The organism is Eubacterium barkeri (assembly GCF_900107125.1).
Lineage (GTDB): Bacteria > Bacillota > Clostridia > Eubacteriales > Eubacteriaceae > Eubacterium_O > Eubacterium_O barkeri.
The window spans coordinates 20,094-33,412 of sequence record NZ_FNOU01000004.1 but is presented as its reverse complement, the minus strand read 5'-3'; the positions used below and the strand labels follow the sequence as shown (position 1 = coordinate 33,412).

Annotated in this window: 15 protein-coding genes and 1 pseudogene; 11 read left to right on the top strand and 5 right to left on the bottom strand. The window is 39.2% G+C overall.

Features of this window, described 5'->3' with window-relative positions:
- Nucleotides 1-266: 266 nt before the first annotated feature.
- Both BLU30_RS14710 and BLU30_RS03600 read right to left on the bottom strand, forming a co-directional pair.
- The gene (locus BLU30_RS14710; protein WP_422717891.1) at nt 267-587 is read right to left on the bottom strand and encodes a type II toxin-antitoxin system RelE/ParE family toxin; all 321 of its coding nucleotides are present in this window, start codon (nt 585-587) and stop codon (nt 267-269) included.
- Nucleotides 568-840, bottom strand: coding sequence for a type II toxin-antitoxin system prevent-host-death family antitoxin (locus tag BLU30_RS03600; RefSeq protein ID WP_090243562.1), 273 nt, complete (start codon nt 838-840; stop codon nt 568-570). The genes BLU30_RS14710 and BLU30_RS03600 overlap by 20 nt, the downstream gene beginning before the upstream one ends.
- Before the next feature lie 335 nt (nt 841-1,175).
- On the opposite strand from BLU30_RS03600, the gene BLU30_RS03595 reads away from it, so the two are divergent.
- Entirely contained in the window at nt 1,176-1,907 is a 732-nt protein-coding gene (locus BLU30_RS03595) for a chitobiase/beta-hexosaminidase C-terminal domain-containing protein (RefSeq protein ID WP_090243560.1), read from the top strand.
- Nucleotides 1,908-2,067: 160 nt separating this feature from the next.
- Nucleotides 2,068-2,502: a hypothetical protein gene (locus BLU30_RS03590; RefSeq protein ID WP_090243558.1), complete on the top strand. Its 435-nt coding sequence runs from the start codon at nt 2,068-2,070 to the stop codon at nt 2,500-2,502.
- Between the two features lie 51 nt (nt 2,503-2,553).
- On the opposite strand, the gene BLU30_RS03585 is transcribed toward BLU30_RS03590, so the two are convergent.
- Nucleotides 2,554-2,898: a helix-turn-helix domain-containing protein gene (locus tag BLU30_RS03585; RefSeq protein WP_090243556.1), complete on the bottom strand. Its 345-nt coding sequence runs from the start codon at nt 2,896-2,898 to the stop codon at nt 2,554-2,556.
- 153 nt (nt 2,899-3,051) lie between these two features.
- The gene (locus BLU30_RS03580) at nt 3,052-4,023 is read right to left on the bottom strand and encodes a helix-turn-helix transcriptional regulator (protein WP_090243554.1); all 972 of its coding nucleotides are present in this window, start codon (nt 4,021-4,023) and stop codon (nt 3,052-3,054) included.
- Nucleotides 4,024-4,251: 228 nt separating this feature from the next.
- Here BLU30_RS03580 and BLU30_RS14205 point away from each other — a divergent pair, with 228 nt between their 5' ends.
- Nucleotides 4,252-4,392 carry a hypothetical protein gene (locus BLU30_RS14205; protein WP_176770814.1) on the top strand — a complete coding sequence of 47 codons (141 nt, stop codon included), beginning with the start codon at nt 4,252-4,254 and terminating at the stop codon, nt 4,390-4,392.
- Nucleotides 4,393-4,412: 20 nt separating this feature from the next.
- Nucleotides 4,413-4,643: a hypothetical protein gene (locus tag BLU30_RS03575; protein ID WP_090243552.1), complete on the top strand. Its 231-nt coding sequence runs from the start codon at nt 4,413-4,415 to the stop codon at nt 4,641-4,643.
- Nucleotides 4,644-5,152: 509 nt separating this feature from the next.
- Here the strand turns inward: BLU30_RS03575 and BLU30_RS14475 are convergent.
- A pseudogene (locus tag BLU30_RS14475) lies at nt 5,153-5,427 on the bottom strand (IS3 family transposase); the annotation flags it as partial.
- Between the two features lie 34 nt (nt 5,428-5,461).
- Here BLU30_RS14475 and BLU30_RS03565 point away from each other — a divergent pair.
- The 7 genes from BLU30_RS03565 to istA all read left to right on the top strand — a co-directional run bounded on the left by BLU30_RS03565 (nt 5,462) and on the right by istA (nt 13,314).
- Nucleotides 5,462-7,237, top strand: a complete 1,776-nt coding sequence (locus BLU30_RS03565; RefSeq protein ID WP_090243549.1) for an AI-2E family transporter — start codon at nt 5,462-5,464, stop codon at nt 7,235-7,237.
- 13 nt (nt 7,238-7,250) lie between these two features.
- Nucleotides 7,251-7,646, top strand: a complete 396-nt coding sequence (locus BLU30_RS03560; RefSeq protein WP_090243547.1) for a hypothetical protein — start codon at nt 7,251-7,253, stop codon at nt 7,644-7,646.
- A 15-nt stretch (nt 7,647-7,661) separates the two neighbouring features.
- Nucleotides 7,662-9,146, top strand: a complete 1,485-nt coding sequence (locus tag BLU30_RS03555) for a coiled-coil domain-containing protein (protein ID WP_090243545.1) — start codon at nt 7,662-7,664, stop codon at nt 9,144-9,146.
- A 4-nt stretch (nt 9,147-9,150) separates the two neighbouring features.
- Complete coding sequence (locus BLU30_RS03550; protein WP_090243543.1) at nt 9,151-10,287, top strand: AAA family ATPase; 1,137 nt, start codon at nt 9,151-9,153, stop codon at nt 10,285-10,287.
- Between the two features lie 203 nt (nt 10,288-10,490).
- The gene (locus tag BLU30_RS03545) at nt 10,491-10,844 is read left to right on the top strand and encodes a transposase (RefSeq protein WP_242873494.1); all 354 of its coding nucleotides are present in this window, start codon (nt 10,491-10,493) and stop codon (nt 10,842-10,844) included.
- Nucleotides 10,816-11,592, top strand: coding sequence for an IS3 family transposase (locus tag BLU30_RS03540; RefSeq protein ID WP_242873493.1), 777 nt, complete (start codon nt 10,816-10,818; stop codon nt 11,590-11,592). The genes BLU30_RS03545 and BLU30_RS03540 overlap by 29 nt, the downstream gene beginning before the upstream one ends.
- A 165-nt stretch (nt 11,593-11,757) precedes the next feature.
- Nucleotides 11,758-13,314: an IS21 family transposase gene (gene istA / locus BLU30_RS03535; protein WP_090243541.1), complete on the top strand. Its 1,557-nt coding sequence runs from the start codon at nt 11,758-11,760 to the stop codon at nt 13,312-13,314.
- The last annotated feature ends 5 nt before the right edge of the window (nt 13,315-13,319 follow it).

Below are 13,319 nucleotides of genomic sequence, written 5' to 3'. Positions count from 1 at the left end.
TGCCAGGAGGGACAGATATGGAGTTTTTTTCCATTTGCAGATGGATGTGAACCACTCATGCTCATTTTTTCAAAAATAATAGATGCTGGGGTAGTTCTACCCCAATATTTACTATAAGACAAAAAAAACACCAACCCAAAGGTTGATGCGTAATATACGATGGCGGAGAAGGTTCGTCATATAAAAGCATCTCGCATTCAGCTTTTCCATTTTTTTCAATTTTTCAGACCCCATGTATCCCATGCTAAAAAACCCAATGCTATTAATCAAATCAACATCTGCCATTCCCTTCTATAATAAAGTATACGCAATACTTTAACGGTTTTGGGTTCTTCATTGACAGTATAAAATATAGTATAATTCTCTACCTGGATCTTACGGATTCCTATCATTTTAAATGGTTCTTCCGCTATAAGCGTATGCCGAAATGGAAAAGTTGATAAGGCTGAAATATTTTCCCTAAGCTTTATAAATAGCCCTTTCGCCGCTTCTGGTGCATGGAGATCATTACAGATATAGTTGAAAATTTCATCTAAATCTCGTTCTACAGAGGCTTCGATTAAAACCTTATAGTGATCCGAGGTCATATTTTTCCCATAAAGCATCAAACACATCGGCGGCATCGCGTTCCCGTCCCGCCTGTACATCTGCGATTCCCTCATTTAATAAACGGTGAAGGCTTTCTTTGGCCGTTAACCGTTCATATTCCGCATTGGATAAAACGACGAGATCCCCGGTACCATTCTTAGTTATGAATACCGGCTCATTATAGGTATGGCAGAAAGCAGATATCTCATTATATTTGTTCCTCAAGTCTGAACTTGGTCGTATTGTCGCCATAGTGGCACCTCCTCACCTTACTTAATATCAATATTATAGCATATTTTTGATATTAATCTTAAACATTTTACAATTATTATTCAATTTCTGATAACACCTTAGTCTTTTCTCGCCCGACAAACAATCCAAGGAGGGTAGCTATCTGGTTTAATACAAATTCCAAAGCAGTGAGACACTTCCTGTCTACCTCAATAGCGTACAATAATGTCACACCGGCTGAATAAGGAAAAATCGAGCGGTGGAAGGAGGTGATGCATCAAATTCATATCGACACGGTTATCGATCATAACCCATTCAAAATCACTTTATGTTTTTAATGAGAAAGGACTGAATCCATGAAAAAATTTATGCTCTTTTGTGTTGGTCTGTCAATCCTCGGAGTATTGTCCGGCTGCGGGGATTCAACCACAAACCTGAATCCCCCTTCCTATTCGGTCAATGCCGGCACCTATGCAGCTGCCCAATCAGTGGTTATGAACAAGCCCGAGGGCGAGGAAATCACCATCTATTATACGACGGATGGCTCTGATCCCACGGATCAAAGCACCCAGTACAATGGCAAAGCCATTCCCATCGAGAAGACAACTACCCTAAAGAGTATTGCCAAAGACAAAAAAGGGAATCAAAGCGCAGTGGCCACGGCCGATTATGTTATCAACATCCCTGTGGCGACACCGCAGCCGACACCGGAAACACCGACAGCGGCAGTCTCCACAACCTATGAAAATATTGGTGATATCTCAGGTCGTTATATTTCAAAGAAGAATACGGATTATGTCTATGAAACCCAAGTCTTTCTGGATCCCCAACACAATTATTTCGAATACTTCAATGGAGCGTTGGCGCAATACGTCAAAGGGACGGTGGAGTATGTTTTCCATGATACCTACCATCCCATGATTGAAATCAAGAATGTGGATACCCACGGAGATTTTTCCTTTGACACCATTCAAATCGAACCGGGTTCAAAGGGCGATGGTCAAATTGATATTTCCAACGTCAACGGACGCTCTTATCATTTATATTTTCTGGATAATAGCAGTATTGAGTATCTCATTGATAAATAAAAGTTCAGTTGATGATGAAAAAACGAGTACTTCAAGTCAAAAGTTTATCCCAATTCGAAAAACACCTAATCCGTAAATATCGCCAGCTAAACCATGAAAACAAACTCCGTGTCCAGGAACGGATTCAGGTATTATTGGAAATCCAAAGAGAGGATTCTAAATGAAAGTATTTGACCGTTGTTTTTGTAACGTCCCCAAAAGCTTGTCCGCATGTAAGCCCTATATTGAAGATGAGGTCATCCGAATGTTCCTGCTGGATTCAACGAAAATCAAATTCGTCATCATCGCGGAAACACTCCTTATCACCCTCCTCATCGGCGTATTAGCCCAAAAGGCTCATTTCTATGTCTACCCCATCGTTGATTATCAGCTTCTGGCCCTTTTCATCGTAATCATCGCCCTGCTGATCGTCCAATTCTATTTCATCGTCAGCGGCTTTCTGGTTTTTCAGTCCACGGGGATCTTCAACACCATCAATAACCAGCCCAAAGCACTGTTAACAGATGAAAAACAAGCGTGTCTCGATGACTTAATGAAAAACCTCAAAACCTTATGCCATCAGGTCGGCTTGAAAATCGCCACTGCCGAAGAATAATGCAAAAAACCCTCTGGTATCCGTTAAGGTGATGCCAGAGGGTCTGCTTTTTTATTTTTTTATCCGTTTGATATCCAATAAGGTCGCCATCCGTTCGTCCAGACGAATCTGGTCATCCTTGGGAAGGATACGAAATCGTTTAATGAGTTCCATCTCCTCATGGGTGATGCGGGTTTCATCCACCATGGGATTTTCAACATCAGAATAGCCAATGAGGTAATCAATACTCACCTGGAAAAGCTCAGCCATTGCCCAAAGCATGGCAAGAGAGGGTTCGGTCTGACCAGTTTCATACTTTGAAACCGCCGCAGACTGAAGCCCGAGGCGCTTTGCAAGTTGGCTTTGAGTTAGATTATTCTTTTTTCGAAGCTGCTTTAATCGCTGTTGAAAATCCATGGAACACCTTCCTTTATACTTTATAATAACAGAAGGTGGTCTAAAGGTTAACCAAGTATCTAAACCGGCAATTTATTTAATTTTTTATATCTTTTTAGGATTTTAATCACTTGTGTATATCGTTATTAGATTATATAATAGTAGCGAAGAAGATTACTCATTTTCATATAAGCTCGACATCATGTGGATGGTTTCCACCATCTCCTCCCGGTAAGCCTTGGGGCTCAACACTTCCAGGCAATCCTTTTGGGATAAAAGCCATCGCTTCACCCCTTCACCATAAACCTCAGCTTTGATCACGGCTTTACCCTCAGCCTCCTCAATAACCCGGGCCGTAGGGAGCCGATCTAGGACCGCCTCCAGGCTATCCCCCCAAAAAGCGAAAGTAATGGTGGTAAGCGGTCCTGTGTACATGAATTGAATGCGCTTGCGGAATTCCCCTTCCTGGAACCGATTGGTATAAGGGACACGGAAGGTTTCCTCCGTCAACACATACTCCCAAAAGCGGTCAATACGATAGATGGTGGTTTGTTTCTGGGCACCCCCTACCCGATGGGCAATCAAATAAAAGTAGTATTCACTAAAAATAAGCCCCAAGGGTTCAACGGCATAGCAGCGTTCCTTTCCATCCTGACGAATATAACGAACATTGGCAACCTGATGGTTTTTAATGCTCTGGGAAATTTCCCAGATAAAGTCGATAATTTTTTTACCATGACGGGGTTCGATGTAGTGGAAGCGCTCGTTCTCCAATAAGTATTTGATGGTGGCCTGATCCTCCGCCCCCATTAAAAGGGTGTCTAACAGACGGGACATCTCTTCCTTTGAAAAAGCCCGGGATTCCAGCAGAACCTTGCTGATAGCATAAATATCATAATCGGAAAAAGCCCCTTCCCGGATGCGGCGAAGCTCATAGGCTTTCATCCCTGTATTATAGCGGATTTCCTGCTCACCCCCTTCTTTAAAGAGGTAATCATTGAGATCCGCAATATCCCGCTGGATAGACCGCTTATCCACATCGTACAGCTCTGCCAGATGCTTCTTGGTCAGCTTCTCTCCCCGGCGAAACCGTTCATATAGGTTGAGCAAACGGAAGCTTTTATTGTCACCAATACTATTTTTCATTTCTTGCTCCTTTGGTGGGATGATAAGGGTATTGTAATAAATGGAGGTGGACAGGATTTTGTTTTTTTGATTCTTTCCTTTGATTTTAGCGTAATGGACAGGGATTGTCCATCCTATAATTATAGAATGATTCCAATAAAATTGATTAAAAGAGTGTAAAGTTGTGCAGAAATTCGATGAATCAAGGTAAAGTATGTTTCATTAACCCTAAATCATATGGAGGTCAAAATGGCATCACCAAAAGATACACATGGTCCTACTGTTAAAACTGGTCCTACTGCAGGGCAAAACCGTTCACGCGCTCAAAATGGTCAGTGGCGCAAAAAAAGGAATGATGCAGGAAAGAAAAGAAATACACCCGAAAAGTAAACGATTGGAGAAATGATTACATGAGTTTTTTAAATAAGGTAGTCAGTGGTCTTTTCCGATTTATTGTTAGTGGATTTGAACAAAACAATCAAACAATAAAAAACGAATTAAAGAAACAATCGAAAAAGGATCTGTCCGATAGTGACCGCGATTGTTTAGATGATTATGAGAATAAATTAGACGAATTCGAATATGTCACGCAAGATTTACGCAATCGAAAGAAAGCATTTGACGAAAAACACCGGAACTAATCGAGACGCATAGCACAACTGGCATCGTGCTTATTTCTGGCAACTTTATACTCTTTTAATCAATTTTAGAAATATTGAGCTGTAGATTATATCACTAAAGCCCATCTCCTCTCACAAAACAATCACTTGAATTATACCCATATACATTGAGCATATACAATCACTAATATTATTATATGTATTTTCTTATGTAAAAACAGGAGTTTAAAATGATTGGACTTGAGCAAAAAGGACTCTCCTAATCCAGATTTTTTTGTTAGAATCTGATTTTTTGAGCTGGTGATAAACAATATTGAGTTTATAGTTTTTTAGTTTAGTATGTATAAGTGATTGTAAACCTTTATCAATTAAGCTATAATTGATAATACAAATTTATCTCGATATTTCATAAATGAACATTACAGTGTATAGATAGACCAACTAAAAAAATCAACCTATCTTCAAAAAAGATGAGCAGAAGGTAATAGATAAAAATAGAAAAGAAGGCATCATGGATTGTCAACAGAAAACTAAACAACTTTTTTAAGGTTATTCAACCGGTACTCAACTGGGGTGAGATAGTCAAGAGAGAAATGAATTCTGTGTTTATTGAACCAATTCACATAATCAGCAACTTGAGTCTATCTAAATTCTTGAAGGTTTGATTTCTAACGAATTCGGTCTTGATGATTTTGAACGTTGCTTCCGCAACAGCATTGTCAAAAGGACACCCTTTATGGCTTAAGGATTTGGTTATATCAAAAACTTCCAAAGTTTCATCAATGCGCTGATTTTTGAACTCATTATATTAACCTAAATACAATACGGAGGAATAAATCGTGTCAAAAGAAAATGCTGTTTTATCTAAGAGTGACACTCTTGAAGATGAACTAATTAAATCGTATGATCTTAACGAATTAGAGGAGATATTGCAAAATGATCTCGAAAAAGAATTATCAGATTTGGAGTTCCTTAAGGAGGAAAAAGAACAGATAGGAAGTCCCGATGCTCTAGGTGAAACAATTAAAAATATTGTGTGGGAGCAATTCTTGAATCAAGTGGGTGTAACCGCAGGTGAAGATTTTATTGAGGAAAATAGAGGGTTAACACTAGATTTGCGTTCGGAGGCCCACATTCAAACAACAGAGAATTTTGCCGCTGGAAAAATAGCATCTCATAATACGGAGATTGACTATCAAAAACGTCATGATGATTGGCAAAGCAATTTTCAAAAAGATCCTAAAACTGAACACAAAACGGCTAATTATAAATATGATGAAGATGAGAAGGTATGGGAAAAGCATGATCCAAGAAGTGATTCTTGGAAAAAGGTATTAAACAAAGATGCTCGTGCTGATTTCGACAAAAATAGACCTACAGGAAGTAATACTGCAAATACTAATATGGATCATACAGTGTCAGCGGGAGAAATAATTCGTGATCCAGGTGCCAATGCCCATATGACACGTGAAGAACAAATATTATTTGCGAATAGTGAGAAAAATCTAAACTTGATGGACTCTGCAGCAAATCAGTCTAAAGGTGATTCTACAATGTCAGAATTCCTTGATAGTGAAAGAAATGGTCAAAAAGCTGCAGAACGTTTTGATATAGATGAGGAGGCGCTTCGAAAAAAAGAAGTTGAGGCCCGTAAAGAATATGAAAAACAGAAAAAAGAAGGGGAAGATCGCTCTATTAAAGCTGGAAAGAAATCACAGAAAGAAGAGGCTTTTCGTATTGGAGGAAATGCCCTTCGTGCTGTTGCAATGCAACTGTTAGCTGAATTAGTTAAAGAAATGATTGAAAAACTAATCAACTGGTTTAAGATGGCTAAAAGAAATATTGACTCTTTAATTGATAGCATAAAAATAGCTATAAAATCTTTTGTAAGCAAACTAAAAACGCACATGGTAAATGCGGGTAATACATTATTGACTACTGTTGCAACGGCAATCATTGGTCCTGTTGTGGGAACAATAAAAAAAGTTTGGATGATGCTTAAGCAAGGATGGAAATCTCTAAAAAATGCTGCTGCGTTTCTACTAGACCCTAAAAACAAGAGCATGCCGATGAGCCTTAAGCTACTTGAAGTTGGTAAAATTGTGATGGTTGGATTAAGTGGTGTAGGTGCATTAGCCTTGGGAGAAGCTATCGAGAAAGGGCTGCTAACTATACCAGTCTTTGCTGTAGAAATACCATTATTGGGTAGTTTAGCCAATATCGTTGGCATTTTCATGGGAGCAGTTGTTGCAGGAATTACCGGGGCAATTGTAATAAATTTGATTGAAAAAGCAACAGAAAAGAAAAGGAAACACTTAAATTCAGAATATCAAGTTGAAAAAAAGAATGAAGTCTTAAAGACGCAACAGGTACTTCAAGTTATAAATGAAACACAATTAAAAAATGAAAAGGTCAAGATCAGTTCAATTATTTCTGATAGACATAAAGATGCTGGTAATATTATGAAAGATGCATATAGCAACATAATGGAAGACTTTATTACTGACTTTTCCGATAGTGATGGATTAATCGTAATAGAAGAAGATATCAAAACAACTAGCGAAATTAATCGGATAAGTGATGATTTAGATGATTTACTTAATAGTTTAGATTAAAAGGGAGATGTTAATGATGAAAAAACAATTAGTATGTGCTGTAGTCGCAGGAGTAGCTGTAGGTACGATTTACTTGCTTTGCAAAAGCAAAAAGGAAAAAAATATATCCTTGAAGTCAATGGAAGAGGTAATAGAATCTGAATTAGAAATTAAGGAAGATCCTTCAGCTGAAAAACAGGATGCGATTCAAGAAATGTATGTTGCAAAGGAAAATAGTGCTCAATCTGTAGGAGAAAGACATACTGTGGCTGCTGGAATTATGGCTGATGCATTTTCAAATATAATGAGAGAGATAGAACCAGTTGAATTTGACGAAAAATTTGAAGATACAGTTGTTGATACCAAGGATATAGATACTATTAATAAATTAGATTTGTTGTCTAATGAACTTGATGAACTTGAAAAATAGGAGATCTGTTAGATAATGAATGAGTTGGATATAAAAAGACATAGTTTTGATTTGGCTAAAAAGCGCCTTAAGGAGTTTTCAGAAAAAAATATGGCAGAATTAGCAATTGATAGAGTGAAAACTGATGGCGATTTTTTTGGACTAGGAGACCACAAGGTCACTGGATATGAGCTAAATAATCGATTGGAATCCATTCAAGGTCATTTGATTGATATTAACTCGACAAACAATAAAACAATAAAAGAGTTTAGAGAAATATATAATGCTTTGAATGCTCTAGATAAGGATTATATAACGAGCATCGTTGCCAGTGTAAAGGCTATTGAAAAAACCAGTAATGATGTCAAAGCGCAGCAAGAAGTACTTAAACAGCATCATGATAAAATTGTTAATCAGCAGAACAAGTTGGATTTTCACCAAGTTGAGATTGATAAAAATGTTGATAACATGAAAAAAATCATTACAACATTAAAAGCTTTCAAAGAAAAGCTAGATGGATATAGGCATCTTACCGATATTGATAAAATATGGTCTGATTGTAATACTATTCGTAAGAACATTCAGGTGATTTCTGATAGCATAACTGCTTTATCCACGAGAACCACGAATGATATCGCAACTGCTAATTCGAAAAACAAGAATTTATTAGAGCAAGTGAACAACGAAATTTTTACACTTCGAAAAGAAGCAAAAACATATATGGATTTCTTCTCTGATTTATCTGAAAAGCTTGATGGTACAGCTAATCGCTTAGACGAGCAAATACCTATCATTGAATACAATTCAGAATTTGCCAGCCAGATGAACAGCATTACTCATTTGAATGAGGTGGATTTTATTTGGGAGGATGTTACTAAATCAAAGGAATCCATTAGCAAAATTGAAACTGAATTACAAACCGTAGATGTCAATATTCGTCAAATCCAAAATCACCTTAACCAAGTTGATGAATTTATTGCGGTTCTAAATGGCTATACACACTTGAAAGATATTGATAGCATGTGGGAAAATTTGTCTACCGTAAAAAAAGAGGTAGCAGGTTTGTTTAATGTTATTGATGACAGCAACAAAGTGCTTCAAGTGCATCAGAATAATTTGGAAAGATTATGCTACTCCAGCGAGAGTCAGCAAGATGAACTCAATAAAATATCGCAGAATCAAGATGAAGCAAAAAAATATGCAGAGGGTAACAGAAAATCAATTACTGAATTACAAGCATTTAAATGTAAAGTTGATTCTATAGAGCATATTACCGATATCGATTTTATGTGGGAACAAGAAAAAAATGTGAGAATTAACCTAGCAGAGGCTGATAATCGTATTGTTTCTTTGCAAGAAAAAACAACAGAAATAGATAAAGAGATTGCAGATAATACTGCAAAAATGCAAGACCAAGTTGCATCATTGGGGACAAGACTAAAATATTCTTATTACATTGCAGGTGGTGCTTTGGGACTTGTTATTGTTGAGTTAGTGCTTGCATTGACTGGGGTTATTTAATCTGATGGAAAAATATATTAATGCAATGAATACCACTGCCTCTACACTTGATGCACTAATATCTGCTGGAGGAGAAGTAACACGATATGCAAATGTGATAACGGAAGAAAATGATGATGAAAAATCAACGATTGAACTGCTGAAACGAATTAATCGAATAATTGATTCCAACAAGTACTCTAAAGAAACAAAGCAGGTTGCAGCATCTCTTAGAAATTGCATAATTGACTTTTATGGCTATAGGAAACTTTTAGATATCTGTAGTAATGAAAAGAAAAGCCGAGAAACAGAAGACAAACGCACCTTACAAGAATTGTTAGAAGAATTAAATTCACTTGTTGGTCTGGCTACTGTTAAAGGAAAAGTTGATGATTTAATAGCTTATCAAAAAGTGCAAAAACTTCGTAGCGAGAACAACTTGTATTCATCAAAAAACACATTGCACCTGGCTTTTACAGGAAATCCAGGCACTGGCAAAACAACTGTAGCAAGAATAGTGGGAAGAATCTATAAGGAAATAGGCTTATTATCTATGGGGCATTTTGTTGAGGTCTCTAGAACAGATTTAATTGCGGGTTATCAAGGTCAAACCGCATTAAAAGTCAAATCAGTTATAGAGAAAGCAAAAGGTGGAGTTCTGTTTATCGATGAGGCATATAGCATTACTGAAAATGAAAATTCTGATTCGTACGGAAAAGAGTGCCTTACTGAACTTACGAAGGCATTGGAAGATTACAGAGACGATTTGGTTGTCATTGTAGCAGGATACACAGAGCCAATGAGGAAATTTTTCGAATCTAACCCTGGCTTAAAATCTCGATTCAATACGTATATAGAATTTAATGATTATGATTCTGACGAATTAGATGCGATTCTTTTTTCTATGTGTCAGAAAAACGATTATCGCTTGGATGATGATGCAAAAGAGTTAGTACATTCATATTTTGAAAAACAAATCTCTAAAAAAGATGAGAATTTTTCTAATGGAAGATTAGCTAGAAATATCTATGATAATTTGGTTATGAATCATGCGAGAAGATTAGATAATGTTGCAAACCCAAGTAGGAATGATTTATCTACAATAAAGGTCGTGGATGTTCTACTTGATGAAAAGAAAGATTGTTCTTTTGACAATGAATAGTAGCGTATTATCATAAACGCACAGTCGAAACCCCAAGGAAAAGCTAAAACGATATTGTCTAAAAAAGTTGATATATTTGCCTCAAGGTTTTTTGCTAAACCGCCAAGGAAGAGCAGCAAAGTATCTTTGATGTTGTATAATTTTAGTTGACATCTGATTCACAAGGATTTAAGCTAATTAAAGAATCAGAAGGAGACGATAAAATGGCAAAGAATAGACAATATGATTCAGAATATAAGATACAGGCCGTGAAGCTAGCAAAAGAAATTAGTCAATCAACGGCAGCTAAGGAACTCGGCATTCCCAAGAATACACTGTATTCCTGGATGAGATCCTGCCGACTCGGCAAGTTAGACCTGGGGCCAGGTTCACAGACGCCAACAAGCGCTATGTCATTGACCGAGGAGCTCATCAGCCTGCGCCAGCACGTTAAGGTACAGGATAAAGAGATTCGTCGTCTTAAAGAATTCTGGAGGAAGCCAGCGCTTTTTTCGCCGCGAGCCGTCGGAAATCAGCAAGAACGAAAGAATGAAGTTCATTGCATCGAAGATAGCTGACGGCTCGAACAAAGGAAAACTCTCCCTTTATTGCCGCATTCTCCATATCAGTCGACAGGGATTTTATCAATACCTTCAGGTAAAAGACCACCCCTGGAAATACCAGCCCCTTGTTGATGCGATGATGGCGATTCTCAAGGAGGATGAGTGCAACGATACCTACGGCCGTATCCGGATGCGCGATGCGCTTCTCCTGAAGCAGCCAGAGAATATCGATATACCCAGTGAAAGGACGGTCTACCGTGTGATGGAGGAAGTCGGAATAAGCCACCGTCCTAAACGCAGGCCGAACGGAATCACCAAAGCCGATAAAGAAGCCCAGAAATCTGATGAACCGCTTACGAAGTGCGTCACGGACATAACACAGATCAAGGCAAAGGATGGCAAACTTTACATCTCCGCCATTTTCGACTGTTTCGATTTGAGTGTCCTTGGCCTCGCCATGGACAACAACATGAAGGCCCCCCTATGCGAAAGAACGCTGGAAAACGCCTATAAGGCCTATCCAGGGCTTGAAGGTGCTATCTGTCACAGTGACAGGGGAACGCAATACACCAGTAACTGCTATCGCAACGCACTCAAGAAATACCATATCACGCAGAGCATGAACAGTGCCGGTGGTCGTTGCCACGATAACGCCAGGTGCGAAAGCGTGTGGGCACGAATGAAATCCGAACTTTTGTATAACCGCTATGATACCGAAAAAATGACCATCGAAGAATTGAAAGTCTTGATTTGGAGATATTGAGTATTCCGGGGTGATTTCCATCACCTGTCCGGTTTCCGGAAATCACTATTCCGTTTTATAGGAAATCATAATACCGGGCATGGAAATCAGCATTCCACTAGCTTTATAATGGAGATATGCATTGGTTCCGCCGATGTAAATCCATTATAAGGAGGTCTGTATTTTATGACCAAATACCGTGAAATCCTAAGGCTTACAGCTTTAGGATTGTCGCAAAGGAACATCATACAAAGCTGTGGTGTTTCTCAAAAAACAATTGTGAAAGTTCAGCATCGTGCCAGAGAATTGAAGCTTCAATGGCCGTTAAATGCTACTCTCACAGATGAAGCGCTTGAGAAACTAATGTTTCCCAAAGGAAGTCAGGCAGTTAGACCAAAGCGCATGCCGGACTACGAGCACATCCGCAAAGAACTTCTCCGCAACGGAGTAAACAAAAAGCTCCTGTGGACAGAATACTTAGAAGACTGTCGCCTCAGCGGTGATGAGCCTCTTATGTATTCTCAGTTCTGCTTCCACATCCAGCAGGATGAACAGAAACGCCGTGCTACCATGCACATCAACCGCAAGCCTGGAGAGCAGGTCGAGGTTGACTGGGCTGGAGATCCAGCCCGAATCATTGACCCTGATACAGGAGAAATTACTGATGCTTTCCTGTTTGTCGGAGTCATGACTTATAGCCAGTATCCATACGTTGAAGCTTTTATCAATGAGAAACAGAACGCTTGGATCACAGCCCATATCCACATGTATGAATACTTTGGAGGTGTGGCAAGAATCCTTGTTCCGGATAACTGCAAAACCGCAGTGATCCATAACAAAAGCTGGTATGACCAGCAAGTCAATACTGTTTATCACGAGATGGCTGAGCACTATGGAACTGCCATTATCCCTGCCCGTGTAAGGGCACCAAAGGATAAACCAAATGCAGAAGGATCCGTTGGAAATATATCGACTTGGATCACTGCAGCATTACGCGATGAACAGTTCTTCTCTTTAGCAGAATTAAACCATGCCATTCGAGAAAAGCTGGAAGCTTTTACACATCGGCCATTCCAAAAGAAAGAGGGCAGCCGGTATGAAATCTTCCACGACGAAGAACTGCCATTGCTGGCACCACTACCGGCTACCCCATACGAACTGGCGGAATGGAAACAAGCCACCGTTCAGTTCAATTATCACATATCTTGCGCCGGAATGCTATACTCAGTTCCGTATGAATATATAAAACGCAAGGTAGATATCAGGGTTACAGACGGCACTATTGAAATCTTTTATAACCACAATCGTATTGCCTCCCATCGCCGTCTGTACGGACGCAAGGGACAATACAGTACAGTTACGGAGCATATGCCCAAAGACCATCAGGAGTACCTTGAATGGAATGGTGATCGTTTCCGTAAATGGGCTGAACGGATTGGCAGCAATACGTTCCAGGTTGTAAATGCGATTCTTTCCTCCCAACGTGTGGAGCAGCAGTCCTATCGCAGCTGTATGGGGCTTTTAAAGCTGGCCGACAAGTATTCTGTCGACCGGTTGGAGAAGGCCTGTAAAAAGGCTCTCAGCTATACAGCGAGTCCCAGCTACAAGAGCATCAAGAACATCCTTGCAGCGGGACAACAAGACAAGCTCATACCAGAAGCAGATGCGACACAAGCATCCGAATCCGTCACCACACAGAATAAACACGCCCTCACCCGAGGTGCTGACTATTACAGGAGGTAAGAACC

Coding starts and splice junctions, on each gene's coding strand:
- BLU30_RS14710 (WP_422717891.1), bottom strand. CDS start 587: ATGACCTCGGATCACTATAAGGTTTTAATCGAAGCCTCTGTAGAACGA.
- BLU30_RS03600 (WP_090243562.1), bottom strand. CDS start 840: ATGGCGACAATACGACCAAGTTCAGACTTGAGGAACAAATATAATGAG.
- BLU30_RS03595 (WP_090243560.1), top strand. CDS start 1,176: ATGAAAAAATTTATGCTCTTTTGTGTTGGTCTGTCAATCCTCGGAGTA.
- BLU30_RS03590 (WP_090243558.1), top strand. CDS start 2,068: ATGAAAGTATTTGACCGTTGTTTTTGTAACGTCCCCAAAAGCTTGTCC.
- BLU30_RS03585 (WP_090243556.1), bottom strand. CDS start 2,898: ATGGATTTTCAACAGCGATTAAAGCAGCTTCGAAAAAAGAATAATCTA.
- BLU30_RS03580 (WP_090243554.1), bottom strand. CDS start 4,023: ATGAAAAATAGTATTGGTGACAATAAAAGCTTCCGTTTGCTCAACCTA.
- BLU30_RS14205 (WP_176770814.1), top strand. CDS start 4,252: ATGGCATCACCAAAAGATACACATGGTCCTACTGTTAAAACTGGTCCT.
- BLU30_RS03575 (WP_090243552.1), top strand. CDS start 4,413: ATGAGTTTTTTAAATAAGGTAGTCAGTGGTCTTTTCCGATTTATTGTT.
- BLU30_RS03560 (WP_090243547.1), top strand. CDS start 7,251: ATGATGAAAAAACAATTAGTATGTGCTGTAGTCGCAGGAGTAGCTGTA.
- BLU30_RS03555 (WP_090243545.1), top strand. CDS start 7,662: ATGAATGAGTTGGATATAAAAAGACATAGTTTTGATTTGGCTAAAAAG.
- BLU30_RS03550 (WP_090243543.1), top strand. CDS start 9,151: ATGGAAAAATATATTAATGCAATGAATACCACTGCCTCTACACTTGAT.
- BLU30_RS03545 (WP_242873494.1), top strand. CDS start 10,491: ATGGCAAAGAATAGACAATATGATTCAGAATATAAGATACAGGCCGTG.
- BLU30_RS03540 (WP_242873493.1), top strand. CDS start 10,816: ATGAAGTTCATTGCATCGAAGATAGCTGACGGCTCGAACAAAGGAAAA.
- istA (WP_090243541.1), top strand. CDS start 11,758: ATGACCAAATACCGTGAAATCCTAAGGCTTACAGCTTTAGGATTGTCG.